Source organism: Pseudochrobactrum sp. Wa41.01b-1, assembly GCF_019464455.1.
Lineage (GTDB): Bacteria > Pseudomonadota > Alphaproteobacteria > Rhizobiales > Rhizobiaceae > Pseudochrobactrum > Pseudochrobactrum saccharolyticum.
The window spans coordinates 2,762,282-2,778,987 of record NZ_CP080493.1 but is presented as its reverse complement, the minus strand read 5'-3'; the positions used below and the strand labels follow the sequence as shown (position 1 = coordinate 2,778,987).

13 protein-coding genes and 1 tRNA gene are annotated in these 16,706 nt (G+C 53.4%); 11 read left to right on the top strand and 3 right to left on the bottom strand.

Annotated elements, in window-relative coordinates; all coding sequences use genetic code 11:
- Window position 1 precedes the first annotated feature (1 nt).
- Genes K1X45_RS12820 through K1X45_RS12810 form a run of 3 tightly spaced genes read right to left on the bottom strand, consistent with a single transcriptional unit; the run spans window position 2 to window position 3,809 of the window.
- Window positions 2-1,855, bottom strand: coding sequence for a glycosyltransferase family 2 protein (locus tag K1X45_RS12820; protein WP_220159052.1), 1,854 nt, complete (start codon window positions 1,853-1,855; stop codon window positions 2-4).
- Window positions 1,852-2,838 carry a UDP-glucose 4-epimerase GalE gene (gene galE / locus K1X45_RS12815; protein ID WP_220159051.1) on the bottom strand — a complete coding sequence of 329 codons (987 nt, stop codon included), beginning with the start codon at window positions 2,836-2,838 and terminating at the stop codon, window positions 1,852-1,854. The genes K1X45_RS12820 and galE overlap by 4 nt, the downstream gene beginning before the upstream one ends.
- Window positions 2,835-3,809, bottom strand: a complete 975-nt coding sequence (locus K1X45_RS12810) for a UDP-glucuronic acid decarboxylase family protein (protein WP_370627122.1) — start codon at window positions 3,807-3,809, stop codon at window positions 2,835-2,837. The genes galE and K1X45_RS12810 overlap by 4 nt, the downstream gene beginning before the upstream one ends.
- Before the next feature lie 368 nt (window positions 3,810-4,177).
- Between K1X45_RS12810 and K1X45_RS12805 the strand changes: the two genes are divergently transcribed.
- From K1X45_RS12805 to K1X45_RS12755, 11 genes are all read left to right on the top strand, one after another.
- Window positions 4,178-5,347: an AraC family transcriptional regulator gene (locus K1X45_RS12805; protein WP_151158553.1), complete on the top strand. Its 1,170-nt coding sequence runs from the start codon at window positions 4,178-4,180 to the stop codon at window positions 5,345-5,347.
- A gap of 233 nt (window positions 5,348-5,580) precedes the next feature.
- Window positions 5,581-5,654 (top strand) — tRNA-Cys (locus K1X45_RS12800).
- Window positions 5,655-5,722: 68 nt separating this feature from the next.
- Window positions 5,723-6,400, top strand: coding sequence for an MOSC domain-containing protein (locus K1X45_RS12795; RefSeq protein WP_220159049.1), 678 nt, complete (start codon window positions 5,723-5,725; stop codon window positions 6,398-6,400).
- 73 nt (window positions 6,401-6,473) lie between these two features.
- Window positions 6,474-7,910, top strand: coding sequence for a PLP-dependent aminotransferase family protein (locus K1X45_RS12790; protein WP_220159048.1), 1,437 nt, complete (start codon window positions 6,474-6,476; stop codon window positions 7,908-7,910).
- Window positions 7,911-8,097: 187 nt separating this feature from the next.
- Window positions 8,098-8,991 carry a MurR/RpiR family transcriptional regulator gene (locus tag K1X45_RS12785; RefSeq protein ID WP_220159047.1) on the top strand — a complete coding sequence of 298 codons (894 nt, stop codon included), beginning with the start codon at window positions 8,098-8,100 and terminating at the stop codon, window positions 8,989-8,991.
- On the top strand, window positions 8,972-10,849 hold the full coding sequence (locus tag K1X45_RS12780; RefSeq protein ID WP_220159046.1) for a dipeptide ABC transporter ATP-binding protein: 1,878 nt from the start codon (window positions 8,972-8,974) through the stop codon (window positions 10,847-10,849). The genes K1X45_RS12785 and K1X45_RS12780 overlap by 20 nt, the downstream gene beginning before the upstream one ends.
- Before the next feature lie 19 nt (window positions 10,850-10,868).
- Window positions 10,869-12,398: a glutathione ABC transporter substrate-binding protein gene (locus K1X45_RS12775; RefSeq protein WP_220159045.1), complete on the top strand. Its 1,530-nt coding sequence runs from the start codon at window positions 10,869-10,871 to the stop codon at window positions 12,396-12,398.
- A gap of 115 nt (window positions 12,399-12,513) precedes the next feature.
- Window positions 12,514-13,434 carry a glutathione ABC transporter permease GsiC gene (gsiC, locus tag K1X45_RS12770; RefSeq protein ID WP_022710155.1) on the top strand — a complete coding sequence of 307 codons (921 nt, stop codon included), beginning with the start codon at window positions 12,514-12,516 and terminating at the stop codon, window positions 13,432-13,434.
- The gene (locus tag K1X45_RS12765) at window positions 13,431-14,315 is read left to right on the top strand and encodes an ABC transporter permease subunit (protein ID WP_022710156.1); all 885 of its coding nucleotides are present in this window, start codon (window positions 13,431-13,433) and stop codon (window positions 14,313-14,315) included. The genes gsiC and K1X45_RS12765 overlap by 4 nt, the downstream gene beginning before the upstream one ends.
- Window positions 14,316-14,380: 65 nt before the next feature.
- Complete coding sequence (locus K1X45_RS12760; RefSeq protein WP_220159044.1) at window positions 14,381-15,322, top strand: isoaspartyl peptidase/L-asparaginase family protein; 942 nt, start codon at window positions 14,381-14,383, stop codon at window positions 15,320-15,322.
- 226 nt (window positions 15,323-15,548) lie between these two features.
- Window positions 15,549-16,658, top strand: coding sequence for an SbmA/BacA-like family transporter (locus K1X45_RS12755; protein WP_022710158.1), 1,110 nt, complete (start codon window positions 15,549-15,551; stop codon window positions 16,656-16,658).
- The last annotated feature ends 48 nt before the right edge of the window (window positions 16,659-16,706 follow it).

Genomic DNA, 16,706 nt, shown 5'->3' with positions numbered 1-16,706 from the left:
TCTAATCTTCCGATATGTTTGTTGATGCGCCGGAGCGCCAATGCGGTCTGAATGTTGTTATGCGCAGCGATTGTCCGCCGACACCGGCACCGGCTGCCGAATAGCGTTCATCAAAAAGCCGGACATGTTTTGCGCCCCAGGCAAGCACTTCGAGGCTTTCACGTCCCCGTTCAAAGGTCGCAATTCCGGGCAGAAGGATGAGAGACAGAATGGTCGCCAACACTGCCGGACGGTAATAGCGCGTGGTCATGCGTACTTTGTTTTCCACGCTGTGCCGCACCAGCACCACGATCAGCAGCACGGCATAAGTCACGCTGTTGAGAATGGCGAACAGGTAGAAGCCACGGCTTTCACCGGCATCCGGCACAAGAAACACCGCCAATACGGAACCGAGCGCAACAAAGGCATAGGGAACCAGAACCCTGAAAGGCAGCGGATCAACCTCGGATGTTCCCTTCGGTGTCACGCGGAAATCCACAAAAGATCCGGTCATCCAGTCGCGTAATGCCGCAACCGAGCCTGCCAGTGCCCAAGGCCAGCGGGCGAGCAGAAAGAGAGCGCTCTCCCAGCTCAGAATTTTACCGTTTTCAGGCCGGAAGGTTCCGGTTGCCCGCCAGCGATAGGCGAAGACCAGCAGGATCAGCGACAACGGCACAAAATGCGTGAGAAAGTCAGGATAAGTGACAGCCACGAAATTCTCGCCGCGAATAAGTGCAATTACCGGCATGGCAAAAAGTGTTGCTGTGAGCAGAGAAAACAGCGGATACCAGAGTTGCGAAAACAAAAACTGGAAACGCAGGCGCGGCGACAGACGCGGGATCAGATCCGGCGAATATTGCAGCAGGATCATTACAATACTGCGTGCCCACTGAAATTCCTGCGTAATCAGATCGCCAAAAGTACGGGGACCATCGCCATGCGCAATCGCATCAATCGCATGGACACCGCGCCAACCATAGGCGTTCATCATCAGCGTTGTGGAATGATCCTCAGCCAGCTCCGGCCCGAGACCACCGATTTCCTTGAGCGCTACTGTGCGCACTGCATAATGGGAGCCGATGCACATCGGCGCAAAACCACCGCTATAGCCTGCCTGCAAGGAGCCGTGAACATTGGCCTCTGCATAGAGCCTGCCGCGTGCCGACCAGCTTTCCGCAGCATTGCGGTCGCAGATACTGGGTGCGGAAACATAACCGACAGCCGGATCAGCGAAAGGCCGCAACATCTGCCAGAGATAATCCGGCTCAGGCACATGATCGGCATCAAGCTGCGCAACAAAATCATAGCGCTCATAGCCGTAATGATCGTAGAAAAACGCAAGATTGCCTTCTTTGCAGCGCGTACGACGCGGCCATGTCTGCCGGTGATAGTCGGCGCGGCCTTTACGTGTCGATACAAAAACCCCGTGCGCGCGGCACCATGCCAGTGTTTCCGGTGACGGGTCTTCATCGGCAAGCCAGGTATCATGCGGCTGTGTCTGCGCAAGCATCGCTTGCAAAGTTTCAGCGACAATGGAGAATGGTTCTGACGGTGCTTTAGTCACAACCATGGCAATCCGGCTGTTCTGCGGTATGCGCAAAGCACCGACGGGCTTAACCGCAAAGTAAAACATGCCCAGAAAATAGGCTGGCAGCAATGTGAGCCAAGCCAGCACCAGCGTTGCAACAATACTGCCGAATACACTCACATGATGTTCAGGCTGCAACCACCAGACCCAGAAATAGATAAAAGCCGCCAGCCATATGGCAACACCGGCAATATATTCTGCCCGCCTGTAGCCCTGAAATACGGATACCAGCAGCGGTTCGCCATTCAGCGTGAAAGACTTCTGTCTGTTGATGGCAGGAAGTGTCATGATCTCGCCTCCAGTCCGAAGAAAGGAGCCGCAGTCCGGACGATTGTTTCCAGATCCGAATATTGCGGTTCAAAACCAAGCATATGGCGCGCAAGAGCGGGATCGGCATAAAGAGCCGGCGGGTCACCTGCGCGGCGCGGACGGATGATTACAGGAACCGGACGGCCCGTTACCTTGTCGATCGTATTGATAATTTCGCGAATAGAAGAGCCGCGTCCTGTCCCGAGATTGACAGCGAGATCGTCACCGCCACCGGCAAGATAATCGTAAGCCAGAACATGGGCGCGGGCGAGATCGGTGACATGAATATAGTCCCGCACACAGGTGCCGTCTTCAGTGTCATAATCATCTCCGAAAATCTCCAGCTGTGCGATTTTTCCGGCTGCTGCCAGCAGCGCGCGGGGGATGAGATGAGTTTCCGGATCGTGCCACTCTCCCAGTTCACCTTCCGGATCAGCGCCGCAGGCATTGAAATAGCGCAAAGCCACATAGCGCAGCCCGAAAGCCGAGGCATAATCGGCCAGCATATGTTCAGCAATCAGCTTGGTCTGACCATAAGGGCTGACGGGGATCTGGGCGGCAGTTTCCGCAACCGGCAGATTTGCCGGCACGCCATAAGTGGCGCAGCTCGAAGAAAAGATCACCTTTTCCAGCCCTGTCTCGCGACAGGCATCCAGTAAAGACAACGTTCCGCAGACATTATTACGGTAATATTTTGCAGGGTCTGTGACGGATTCCCCGACATAGGCGGACGCGGCAAAATGAATAACGGCAACCGGCATATAGCGCAGGATCGTTTCCGTCAGCAGCATCGTGTCCAGAATATCGGCCTGCACAAGAGGACCATAGCGCACGGAAGACCGGTGCCCCGTGGACAAATTGTCATAAACAACCGGCTCAATACCCCGGAATTTCAGAAGCTTGGCTGTATGGCTCCCGATATAACCGGCACCGCCCGTAATCAGAATGCGCTTTGCTGTCATCTGGCCATCTCCCGTAATCTGTTGCCGGAGAGGCTCAGACGGCTGTCAAAATAGGTGATCGTCTTTTCCAGACCTTCGGTCAGCTGCACCTGCGGCTGCCAGCCCAGTTCGCGCATTGCAAGCGAGATATCAGGACGGCGCTGACGCGGGTCATCGACAGGCAGCGGATGATGAACAATACGCGAGCGTGAACCTGTCAGATCAATCACGATCTTCGCCAGTTCACCGATCATAAACTCACCGGGATTGCCCAGATTAACCGGTCCTGTCACCGATGCATCGGCCCCCATCAGACGGACAAAACCTTCGATCAGGTCATCCACATAGCAGAAGGAACGGGTCTGCGTGCCGTCACCGTAAATCGTAATGTCCTCGCCCTTCAGCGCCTGAACAATAAAATTGGAGACCACACGTCCGTCATCCGGCCGCATATGCGGGCCGAAAGTATTGAAAATCCTGACGATTTTTATTTCGGTATCATAGGCTTTGTGGAAGTCGAAAAACAGGGTTTCCGCACAGCGCTTTCCCTCATCATAGCAGGAACGCGGGCCGAACGGATTGACATTGCCCCAATAGGTTTCGACCTGCGGATGAATATGCGGATCACCGTAAACCTCGGATGTTGACGCCTGAAAAATGCGGGCATTATAGCGGGTAGCAAGTGTCAGCAGATTATACGCGCCCAGCACACTGGTCAGCGTTGTGTGAACAGGGTCGGCCTGATAATGCGGCGGCGATGCGGGACAAGCGAGATTGTAAATCTCATCCGCTTCCAGATCGAACGGCTCAACAATATCATGGTCAATAACACTGAAAGTGTCATAGCCAAGCAGATGCATAATATTCTGCTTGCTGCCGGTCGAGAAGTTATCAACGCAGATAACCCGATGGCCTGAACGGAGGAGACGCTCACAGAGATGCGAACCGAGAAAACCGGCTCCGCCTGTGACAATAATCTGCTTATGTAATATATCCGACTGAACAGCATAAAGCTCACGTACAGGTGTTCTGCCAGACTGATTACCAATATGTTGATTAAGTTCACTCATCTTCAACTCCATCAAATTTATCTTTAAATCTGCATTGATGTAAAAAGAAATTTAATGAAATTACTTAAGTAAACTTACTAAAAATACTCAAAATATAAACGAAATTTTAACGAAATTACTTTTATATACTATATACCGCTCCGTCAGAGGATTGTCGTTATCACTGCATCCTGAAAATTATCATTTCGTACATTTCTTATTTGATATGATAAGATATTGCTTGAGGATGATGTGCTGAGAGATTTCACAGGCTTTCACTGCCAAGAAATGCAGTGGACGGGAGGAACCGGATGCATAAGCAGTCTGACACTCCGGAAGGAAACCCTGACCGGCTGAGAGCTGAGGCAACATGGCCACAGGTTGAGCGCCGCCGCTTTCCCCGCACCGGTCAGGATGTTCTTGAGCCGGTGATCATTCCTTCAACCGCACCACCTTTACCGTCACTGCATTTTTCCACGCAGGACCTGCCTCCCGAAGAGCAATTCGAGGCATGGCGCGCTTATATGCGGCCGATTATTGATGTCCGTTTGCCGGACAATGTTCTGCCTGAGGACGGATTTTTCGCGAGTCATACTGTCTGGCATTTCGGGAAAATGCTGTTTGTCCGGCAACAGAGCGATGCCTATAGTTACGCCCGCACTGCTGCACAATTGCGCTACAGCCCGATTGATCACTGGTATCTGGGATTAAGACGCAGCGGGCAGGCATGGACGGAGGTTGACGGCAAAGTCATTAAAACCGGCTCGGGTCGCGTGGCTTTCCGTACACTCGGACACCCCTATCGGGGACGCTGCACCAGTTCTGAAATTGTGCTGCTCTATATGCCTTACAGCCTGTTTTCCGGCGAGGCCGGTCTGTTCAAGTCTGTCAATAATTCCATCCTGTCAGGAACGCTTGCCACACTGCTTGCGAATTTTCTGGCTCAGGTTGAAACACATCTGCCCTCGCTGACACTGGATGATCTACCCGGCATTGTACAAACAATCAGGAATATGATTGTGAACGGCGTTGAGCCCTGTGTCCGTCCAGACCATGACCATCCAGGTCAAATCGGCTTCGGAACCATGGAACGGGTGCATCACTACATTCATCACAATCTTCACGATCCGCAACTCACAGCAGAGAAAATCTGCCGGTCGGTCGGCATATCCCGCACGCGGCTTTATCAGCTATTCGAGTCCCATGGCGGCGTTCTGAATTATATCCGCAAACAGCGCCTGCAAGCGGCCTATGAAACATTGCAGGATCCGGCCAATCAGGACAGAATTCTCGACATTGCCCAAACGGCCGGTTTTGATGTTGCCGCAAATTTCACCCGCGCATTCACCAATGAATTCGGTGTCAGCCCGAGCAAAGTGCGCAAAAACCTATCCGCACCGCATCCGGAACCGACAGATTTTCCTGTCCCGAACAGCAAACAGGTCAGTTTTGAGAACTGGCTGCGCAATCTTGACCTGTAATAAAAGCAACAGCAGAAACAATACGACAATAACAGGCCGGTTGACTGACAGATATACTGATTAATCTGATTTTCTATTCTGTATTTCTACGCATTACACATCGCTACCGGCCTGTTCAGAATATAAAAACCGGACCATCCGCTTTACCCTGAACAGCATTATTCAGGAGACGGTTTTACAAAACATCCTCCCAAGATATTTTGAAAACTGCACGATCCTAAGCCCCAAGATCAGGCCGAATGGCGGAGAGGTTACGCAACGGATTGCAAATCCGTTCAGCTTGGTTCAAATCCAAGGTCGGCCTCCATTTCTGACCAATATCAGTCATAATATTGGTCAGAAATGGCTCTCTCCTTATGCCCAGAGAACGCAGATATGATTTCGATAAATACAGTTCTGACCGGTTCCGTCGTCCCGCTAGGCCCCCGCGAAGCCCCCAGTGCAATTGCCAAAATCCCGTCACAGGGCAAAAACTGGCTCGGCACGGAAGGCTTTACCAAGGATGCACAAGGTGATCGCAAGCATCACGGCGGGCCGGAAAAAGCCGTTCATCATTACGCCTATGAACATTATGCGGTCTGGAAGCAAGAAATCGGCGAGCGCGATGTCCTGCGACAGGCAGGTGCGTTCGGCGAAAATATTTCGACCACCGGCCTGACAGAAGAGAATATTGCAATCGGGGATATATTTCAGGCTGGCGACGCCGTTATTCAGGTCAGTCAGGGGCGTCAGCCCTGCTGGAAGCTTAATTTCCGCTTTGATACCGGCGACATGTCCCTGCGTGTGCAGCGCAGCGGCCGCACCGGCTGGTATTATCGTGTTTTACAAGAGGGCTTTGTTGAAGCCGGCGATATATTACGGCTGATTGAGCGCCCCTCGCCTGACTGGACCATCCGCAAAGCATGGCATATTTTATATGTCGATACGCTGAATTTTGCAGAACTGGCTGTGATGGCCGATCTTGAACATCTTGCGCAGAACTGGCGTGATTATGCCGTTAAGCGACTAGCCACACGAAAAACGGAGGACTGGTCACGCCGCCTGCAAGGCTGACCGGCGTCTGAAGCCTCTCTTCCGCTCTAATATGGAACAGGCAGCATCCTGCCTTTATCAATTCAGGTCTGTGATGAGAAAAAGTACCGCACTTGCAATCGAAGTCTCTGCCCGCGAACGGGAACCGATTTTTCTGGCCTTAGCCCGCTCCATTATCGGCGAGATTGAACGCGGCCGCCTCAAACCCGGCGCGGCTTTACCCGGCACACGTTCGCTGGCGCAAACACTCAAACTCAACCGCAATACTGTTGATGCAGCCTATCACGAACTGACAATGCAGGGTTGGCTTTCAGCTGAACCATCGCGCGGCACCTTTGTTTCCCATGACCTGCCGGACGTTTCCGGCTCGGGAAAAACAACACCGGCCGGAAAACAGCCCTCTCCGGTGAACAGCAATCTGCCGCTTTTTACACTCAAATTTTCTGACGGCGCGCCGGATGCGCGCCTGCTGCCGACAACCGCCTTTGCGCAGGCTTTCCGCCGTGCACTGACAAGCACCAATTTCACCCATGGCGGTTCCTATAGTGATCCGGCAGGCAATAAATCACTGAGGGAAAATCTTTCAGCCTATCTGAATGTCGAGCGCGGTCTGGTGGCAACTGAGAAAGATATCCTCATTACCAGAGGCAGCCAGATGGCGCTGTTTCTGGCCGCGAAAGCAATCATTGAACCCGGCACAAAAATTGCCGTTGAGCAGCCGGGTTATCCTTTGGCATGGTCAGCATTTCGTGCAGCGGGCGCAGAAATCTGCGGTATAGCGGTAGATGAAGGCGGCATTGATGTTGATGCTCTTGAGGCGCTTGCCCGACAAGACCCGCAACTCAAAGCCGTTTATCTGACACCGCATCATCAATATCCGACAACAGTCACGCTCGGCGCCGCAAGACGGCTGCGCCTGTTTGATATTGCACAGCGTTACGGTCTGGTCATTATCGAGGATGATTATGACAATGAATATCGCTATGACGGCCGCCCTGTCCTGCCACTAACCGCGCGTTCCGGCAAGGAACTGCCGGTTATCTATCTCGGCTCCCTGTCCAAGGTTCTGGCTCCGGGCATTCGTATCGGCTACGCCGTTGCACCGGCGGATATTCTCAAGCGGATGATCCGGCACCGTGAGGCGATTGACCGGCAAGGCGATCTGCCGCTGGAACTTGCCCTGAGTGACCTTCTCGCTGACGGCACTATCAAGCGCCATGCCCGCAAAGCCCGCCGGATTTATCACGCAAGACGCGACTTTCTCGCCGGACAGTTGCAAAACCTGCTCGGCGATGACGGCCAGTTCTCGCTTCCGGCCGGTGGTCTGGCCATCTGGTTCAGACTCAATCAGGGGTTTTGTGCACAAACATGGTCTGAAAATGCTGCCCGCTCCGGCCTCTCCGTCTTGCCCGGTGCGCATTTTGAGCTGGATAAAAGCCGTGCCACACAGGCTTTCCGCATTGGCTTTGCCAATTCAAGTGAAGCCGAACTCGCACGGATGGTGCAGATATTGGCGCGGTCAAAAGCCTGATATAACAAAGCCTTCGGCTCCCTCTCTGTTGAACCTGATTCAGGCCGCTGTTCCCATCCGAACAGCGGCCAAATTTCATTCTGCATCGTAGAAATTTATTTCTGTGACACTTCAATGAAAAAGATTTTCATTTTGAATCTTTTTTGATAGGATTTTTTTCGGGAGAATAATGAGGGGGAAAAGATCGGTGAATCTACCGGCGCTTATTGAAGCACAGTGGTCACGCCTGACAGCCAATCAGCAGAAAATTGCTGATTTTGTGCTGACGAACCCCTTTCCGGTTGCCACAATGGGCATTGAAGAGCTGGCAACAGCCACCGAAACCTCCACCGCTACCATCACACGTTTTGTCAAAGCGCTCGGCCTGAACGGTTTTACCGAATTTCGCGCCCATGCTGTGCAGGGTTATCAGTCTCTGCTGAAGCCGGTTGAAAATATCGACCGCGCCCGTCACATTCCGCCACGCCGTGTGATTAAAGACGCCTTCAATAATGCTCTTTCACAGGTACAGACTGTTGCAAAGCAAGCCGACAATCCGGTCTGGGAAAGCGCTGCCATGCGTATCCAGAACGCCCAGCGCATCGCTTTCTTAGGTTTTGGTGTCAGCGGCAATCTGCTCCAGCTTTTTGCCGACAGGCTGCTGCCTTTCAGCCGTGCGCAGATCATGCTGACCGGTGAGAACGGCATGGAACGGGTCGCGCTTAAAATCGCAGGCCTCGGCCCTGAAGACCTGCTGATCGCCATGGCATTGCCACGTTATTCACAACACACAGTCGATTTTATGAAGCTCGCCCGTGGTCGCGGCACCTATTGCATCGCGGTTACGGACGGAGCGCATTCTCCGCTTTGCGCCCTCAGCCATGAGCAGATTTTCATTCCGGCGGATCATCCGGTTCTGCACAGTTCCGGTATTGCTGCACTTGCCGCTTTTGAAACTATTCTCGCCGTTCTGGCGGCCCATCATCAGAGCGTGTCCGATGCCGTATCGATGACACGCTTTCTCATGCCCTATTTTTATGCGGATGATGAACAGCATCCGCAGTCCAAAACGAGGACCACGGATGTCAGTGAAGCCGAGTAACCCGCAAACAGCACCGGTTATCCGCGTTGAGAATATCAGCGTTGATTTCAAAGGTGATGAAAGCACATTCCGTGCGGTTAAGAACCTGTCTTTCGAGATCAAGGCCGGAGAAACGCTGGCTGTGGTTGGTGAATCCGGCTCCGGTAAATCCGTAACATCGCTGGCAATCATGCGTCTGGTGGAAAGCGGCGGCGGCAAGATCACCGAAGGCGGCATCCACTTTACCGGCAATGACGGCGTTACCACCGACCTCACCAAACATTCCCTGAAAGCGATGGAAAAGATCCGCGGCAATGATATTGCCATGATCTTTCAGGAGCCGATGACCTCGCTCAATCCGGTCTTTACCGTTGGCGAACAAATTGCCGAAGCTGTGCGCCTGCACCAGAATTGTTCTGCTTCAGAAGCGCGTGCAGAAGCGCTGCGCATGCTGGAAAAAGTCCGTATTCCCGATGCAGCACGCCTGCTCGACCGTCACCCGCATCAGCTTTCCGGTGGTATGCGCCAGCGCGTGATGATTGCGATGGCACTGTCCTGTAAGCCGAAACTGCTAATCGCGGATGAGCCGACCACAGCGCTTGACGTGACCATTCAGGCTCAGATTTTGCGCCTCATCCGCCTGCTGCAGGAAGAGATGGGCATGGCTGTGCTGTTCATCACCCATGATATGGGTGTGGTGGCAGAAGTAGCCGACCGCGTTCTCGTAATGCGTCACGGTGAAAAGGTTGAAGAAGGCACTGTCGAAGACGTCTTCAAATCACCGCAGCATCCTTATACCCGCGCTTTGCAGGCTGCTGTGCCGCGTCTTGGTGCACTGAATGGCGAAGACCTGCCGCGCCGTTTCCCTATGCTCAAAACCGATCATGCAGACGGCAAGCCTGCTGAATTTGAAGTCTCCCCGCCGCAGGATACAATCAAATCCGACGAACCTGTGCTGAAAGTGCGCGATCTCGTCACCCGTTTTGATATCCGCCGTGGTTTCTTCTCCAAGCTGGCCGGTCGTGTGCACGCGGTTGAACAGGTCAATTTTGATCTGCGTCAGGGCGAAACTCTGGCACTTGTCGGTGAATCCGGCTGCGGAAAATCCACCACCGGCCGCACCCTGATGATGCTGCAGGAAGCCACTTCCGGCTCTGTACAGTATCGCGGCAAGGATATTTTCAAGCTGAGCGGCGCTGAGAAACTCGCTGTACGCCGTAAAATTCAGTATGTGTTTCAGGATCCGTTTGCCTCGCTCGATCCGCGCCTGACCGTCGGCTTCTCTATTGCCGAGCCGCTGATTACCCATGGTCTTGCCAAGGGCAATGAGATTGAGGAGCGCGTTGTGCAATTGCTGCGCGATGTCGGCATGCAACCGGAACATGCGCGCCGCTATCCGCATCAGTTCTCCGGCGGCCAGCGCCAGCGTATCTGTATTGCCCGTGCTCTGGCCGGTGATCCGGATATTCTGATTACCGACGAAGCTGTAGCCGCACTGGACGTTTCCATTCAGGCGCAGGTCATCAATCTGATGATGGAATTGCAGGAAAAGCGTGGCCTGTCCTATATTTTCATCAGCCATGACATGGCCGTGGTTGAACGCGTCTCGCACCGTGTTGCCGTTATGTATCTCGGACAGATTGTTGAAATCGGCCCGCGCCGTCAGATTTTTGAAAATCCGCAACATGCCTATACCCGCCGTCTGCTCTCTGCGGTGCCGATTGCCGATCCGGCACGGCGCGACCGCAACAGACCGCTGATTGAGGGCGAAATCCCAAGTCCGGTGCGCAAGCCCGACGATATGCCTGTTGTCAAACCATTGGTTGAGGTGGAACCCGGCCATTTTGTAGCCCGCCACCCGATCGGTGATTTTAAATAATAAGTGGAAGGAGAGACTAATGAAACTGAAATCAATTCTGCTGTCATCGGCATTAGCTGCCGCTGTCATGCTTCCGGGCACCGTATGGGCGAAATCGCTCACCGTTGCTGTTCAGGACAACCTGACCGGTCTTGACCCTGCTGTGGTCAATGACACCCTGTCCCAGACCTCGCTGCGTCTGATCTATCAGGGTCTGTTCGGTTTCGACAAGGATATGAAACTGATCCCGCTTCTCGCTGAAAGCTATGAAGCCAATGAAAATGCCACCGAGTTTACAATCAAACTGCGCAAGGGCATCAAGTTCCACGACGGCACAGATTTCAATGCCGCTGCTGCCAAGTTTAACATCGACCGTCTTGCCAATCCGGATAACAAACTGTCCCGCCGCAGCCTTGTTTCCATGGTTAAGGACGTACAGGCCGTTGATGATTCAACCATCAAACTGACCCTCAAAGAACCTTTCGGTGCCATGGTTGCCTCTCTCGCCCATCCGGGCGCGATGATGATTTCTCCGGCAGCGCTGGAAAAATTCGGCAAAGATATCGACCGTAATCCGGTCGGCACCGGCCCGTTCACTTTCAAACATTGGGCTGCTGATACACTGGAAGTCGTGAAAAACGACAATTACTGGAAAGAAGGCATGCCGAAAGTTGACGGCGTGACCATCCGCTCCGTTCCGGAATCCGGCGCCCGTTTTGCGATGTTGCAGACCGGCGAAGCTCAGTACATTCCGACATTCCCGACTGAACTGATGAAAGCAGTCGAAAACAATCCGAATGTTCAGGTCGAAGCGACACCGTCGATCGTTGAAACCTACGTCGCCATGAACAATCTGAAGAAGCCGTTTGATGATCTGCGCGTGCGTCAGGCTCTGAACTATGCCGTTGATAAAGACGCTTTCTGTAAAGTTGTCTCCAATGGTTACTGCTCACCGGCAGATTCCATCATTCCTTCGGCTCTGGCATTCCATGTGAAAGCCGGTGACTACACTTTCAATCTCGACAAAGCCAAAGAGCTAATGAAAGAAGCAGGCCTCGAAGCCGGTTTTGAAACAGAAGTCTGGGCTGCCTCCAATACCGGTTCCCTGCGCGCCGCGCAGTTCATCCAGCAGCAGCTGGCGCAGATCAATGTAAAGGTCAATGTCGTGCCGCTTGAAGCGGGTGTTGCCGCGCAGAAAGTCTGGGGCGTTGATAAGCCTGAAGATGCAACCGTGCAGCTGTATTACGGCGGCTGGTCTGCTTCGACCGGTGATGCTGACTGGGGTATTCGCCCGCTGCTTTACGGTCAGAGCTTCCCGCCTGCAATGTTCAACGTCGCATATTATAAAAACCCGAAGGTTGATGCTGCGATTGAAGCAGGTATTGCAACTGCAGATCCGGCAAAACGTGCTGAAGCCTATGCGGAAGTGCAGAAGCTTGCATGGCAGGATGCACCGTGGATTTTCCTTGGTGTAGGCCAGAATATTGCTGCCAAGAGCAAAAGCCTGTCGGGCGTTTATATGCTGCCTGACCGCGGCTTCCTGCTCGAAGATGCCGCTTTTGCTGAATAATCGCATCTGAAAGCGAGTGCTGACCGCTATTTGACGCGTATCTTTTCCGAAAACCGCTTCGCACTTTTCGGGATATGCTTAATACGGTCAGCACAGTTTTTCAGAAAGGAAATCCATGTTTGCCTATCTGATCAAACGGCTGTTGGCCACTGTCCCTGTCATTGCGATGGTGATGGTCTGCGTTTTTGCCTTCGTGCATATGTTGCCCGGTGATCCTGCCCGTCTTGTTGCCGGCCCTGAAGCCAGCGCTGAAGATGTCGCCGTTGTGCGCTCCTCGCTCGGGCTTGATAAACCGCTGCCTGAACAGTTCGTCCGCTATTTTACCCGCGCTGTGCAGGGCGACTTCGGCATTTCGCTGAAAACCCGCCGTACTGTTGCGGAAGAAATCGGCGCCCGCCTGATGCCGACCGTCTGGCTGACTTTGTTCGCCATGCTCTGGTCAACGGCTCTCGGCCTGCTGATCGGCGTTGTCTCCGCTGTCAAACGCGGCAAATGGCCTGATTATGCGGGTATGATTATTGCGGTTTCCGGTATTTCCTTTCCGCCTTTCTGGCTCGGCCTGCTGCTCATCAACCTGTTTTCCGTCCATCTCGGCTGGTTCCCGACCGGCGGTTACGGCACATGGCAGCATTTTGTCATGCCGTCCTTTACGCTCGGTGTCGGTGTTGCGGCGGTGATGGCGCGTTTCACCCGCTCCTCCTTCATCGAAATTGCCCGTGAAGATTATGTCCGCACTGCACGCGCCAAAGGTGTGCCGGAACGCCGTGTGATCTGGAAACACTCGCTGCGCAATGCGTTGATCCCGATCATCACCATGGTCGGTCTGCAATTCGGCTTCCTGCTCGGCGGTTCGATTGTGGTTGAGAGCGTGTTCTCATGGCCGGGTCTCGGTCGTCTGCTGGTCGATTCAGTTTCCTATCGTGACTATCCGGTCATTCAGGCGCTGATCCTGCTGTTCTCGCTGCAGTTCATTTTCATCAATATGCTGGTTGATGTGCTGTATGCCTTCGCAAATCCGGAGATCCGCTACAAATGAGTGCGACAACTGTTGTGGTGGAACCCACCGAAAAAATGCGCAAGCCTTTGGCTGAATTCTGGCGCCGCTTTAAAAAGCAAAAAGTGGCTATGGTTGCGCTTATCTTCATCATCACGCTGGTGCTGATGGCTATCTTCGCGCCGTTTGTTGCCCCTTATGATCCGACCATTCCGGATTATAATGCCGTGCTGCAGGGGCCGAGTGCCGCCCATTGGGCAGGCACGGATACCTATGGCCGCGATATTTTCAGCCGTATCATCTGGGGCGCACGAATTTCGCTGTCCGTCGGCTTCCTGTCCGTGACACTCGGTGCTCTGGTCGGCGTCTCGCTCGGCATCATTTCCGGCTATTACGGCCGCTGGATTGACTCCGCTGTGATGCGTCTGTGCGATCTGCTGCTGGCCTTTCCGGGCATCCTGCTGGCGATTGCGGTTATCGCTATTCTCGGACCTGGTATCACCAATGTGATCTATGCGGTTGCGATCTTCTCTATTCCGGTTTTTGCCCGTCTTGCCCGCGGCACAACATTGCAGCTCAAGCGCACTGTGTATGTGGATGCATCCCGCGCTATCGGGGTTAAAGACCGCGTGATCATGCTGCGCCACATTCTGCCGGGCACCTTGCCGAATGTGATCGTCTATTTTTCCATGCGTATCGGGACATCCATTCTGACTGCGGCATCCCTTTCCTTCATCGGTCTGGGCGCACAGCCGCCAAGCCCTGAATGGGGTGCCATGCTGGCAGACGGTCGCTCCTATATGGGCGTTGCCGATCACCTGACCCTGTTTCCGGGCATTGCGATTTTCGTAACCGTTCTGGGTTTCAACCTGTTTGGTGACGGTCTGCGCGACGCATTGGATCCGAAACTGCGCTCTGATTGATGAACTTGCCGCTATTAATGAAATAGCGGCAAGTTTCTCCGGCTTTTCAATATCTGAGGAATACCATGTCTGAAACTACTCCTGTAATTGCACTCCACGGCGGTGCAGGCACAATCCTGAAATCCAACATGACACCGGAACGGGAAGCCGCCTATCACGCAGGTCTCAAAGCCTGCCTGGAAGCCGGTCTGAAAATTTTGCATGAAGGCGGCAGCGCATTGGATGCAGCAACTGCAGCCGTTATGGCACTGGAAGATAATCCGCTGTTCAATGCCGGTCGCGGTGCGGTTTATACCACTGATGCCACGCATGAAATGGATGCTGCCGTGATGGACGGCGAGACACGCCGCTGCGGTGCGATCACCGGCATCTGCGGCCCGCGTCATCCGGTGCTGGCAGCCCGCGCGGTCATGGAACAGACCGAGCATGTGTTCCTCGCCGGTAACGGTGCCAAGCGCTTCTGTGAAAATGCCGGTCTGGAAATGATGGAACCGGAATGGTTCGGCACTCAGCAGCGTCTGGACGCGCTGAAAGCGGAAATGGAACGCCGCCGTCTTGGCCTCGCCGATGATGGTGATCCGGCACGTAAACACGGTACAGTCGGTGCGGTTGCGCTCGATAAACACGGCCATATTGCTGCTGCAACTTCCACCGGTGGCATGACCGCTAAAACACCGGGTCGCGTAGGCGACAGCCCTGTGATCGGTGCCGGTACATGGGCGGATGACAAAACCGCTGCGATTTCCGCAACCGGTCATGGCGAATATTTCATTCGCTGGGCGGTTGGTCATGAAATTGATGCACGCATGCGCTGGGCAGGCCAGAGCCTTGCACAGGCTGCAGGCGATGTGGTGCAGGAACTCGGTGAACTCGGCGGCTCCGGCGGCCTGATCGCCGTTGATGCCAAAGGCAATATCGAACTGCCGTTCAACAGCCCCGGCATGTATCGCGCATGGTGCGGTGCGGATGGTGTCATCCATACCGGTATTTACGGCAAAGAAGACTAATCTTCCTGCTCAGTTCTGAAGATACAATCCCCCGACCGGCAATGGTTCGGGGGATTTTTTTGCTCGTCGTTTCTATCATTGATGAAATTGCAGCGTATTTTTTTCAATGGCCGCTCTGGATCGGCTCCCCGAATTCTATTACTTTGCAATCAGCCTAAAATTACAGGGTCATTAGAGTGCCGTGCGCCCAATGGGGTGCACAAAGGTCGCTCTAAGATTTTAAATTATGCAGCAGCTGAAAGAAGTCATTTCGGTGCCACATCAACAAGACCCTCAGAGCGACAGTCACCTACCCGACATTCCATTTTTCACGCAACTCGGCATTCTGCGCAGGCTTCTGAATTCCTCGGAAGAGTTTCTGAAACTGGCAGCCATGTCTGTGACGTTGTTGCTGATCTTGCTGGCAACCGCCTATGGGCAGGTGACACTCAATCAATGGAATGTACCGTTTTATAATTCCATTGAGCAGCGCGATGTTCCGGAATTTATCCGGCAGTTGCAGATCTTTGTCTTTATTGCTGCCGGATTGCTGGTTCTCAATGTTGCACAAAACTGGTTTCAGCAAACGCTTTCCGTGGTGATGCGCAAAGCTATCGTCAAAAATCTTCTTGATTGCTGGTTGCATGGCAACAAGGCATCCAAACTCGATAAGACCGGATTTTACGCGCAAAATCCCGACCAGCGCATCCATCAGGATACAAGACAGCTGGCAGATTCAACCACGGGACTGACAATCGGCTTCATTCAGTCTTCTATTCTGTTGTTCAGTTTTATCGGCATTCTGTGGAATGTGTCGGAAGGTTTTGTATTCCGCTATAATGGCTACGAATTCTCACTACCGGGCTACATGGTCTGGGCGGCCATTCTCTATGTTGGACTTGCCTCTGCCCTAAGCCGTTTGGTGGGGCGCGGGCTGGTCAAACTCAACGCCGCCCGTGAAGCGCAGGAAGCAGAATTCAGAACCGCTCTTGTTAAGATTATCAGTGAAAACGATAATTACCCGATGGCCAATGAGAGCGAACGGAAAATCGGCTTTTTGCGCGGCAAATTTCAAGGCCTGTATTCCAGCATAAAAAAGCTGATCCTCATGGAGACCAATCTCACATGGATTTCATCAGGTTTTGGCTGGATGGCTATTGTGGTGCCGATTTTGGCTGCTGCACCGATCTATTTTTCCGGCGGCTTGAATTTCGGCGGGCTGATGATGACAGTCGGCGCGTTCAATCAGGTCTATTCGGCTCTGCGGTGGTATGTGAATAATTATCAGGCCATTGCCGAATGGCGCGCACATCTGCTGCGTATTACCGGCTTCCACACATTGTTACTGACCGAATAAAAACAGGCGCGGTGTTCTTCCGCGCCTGTAACATTCATAACTGTGTTC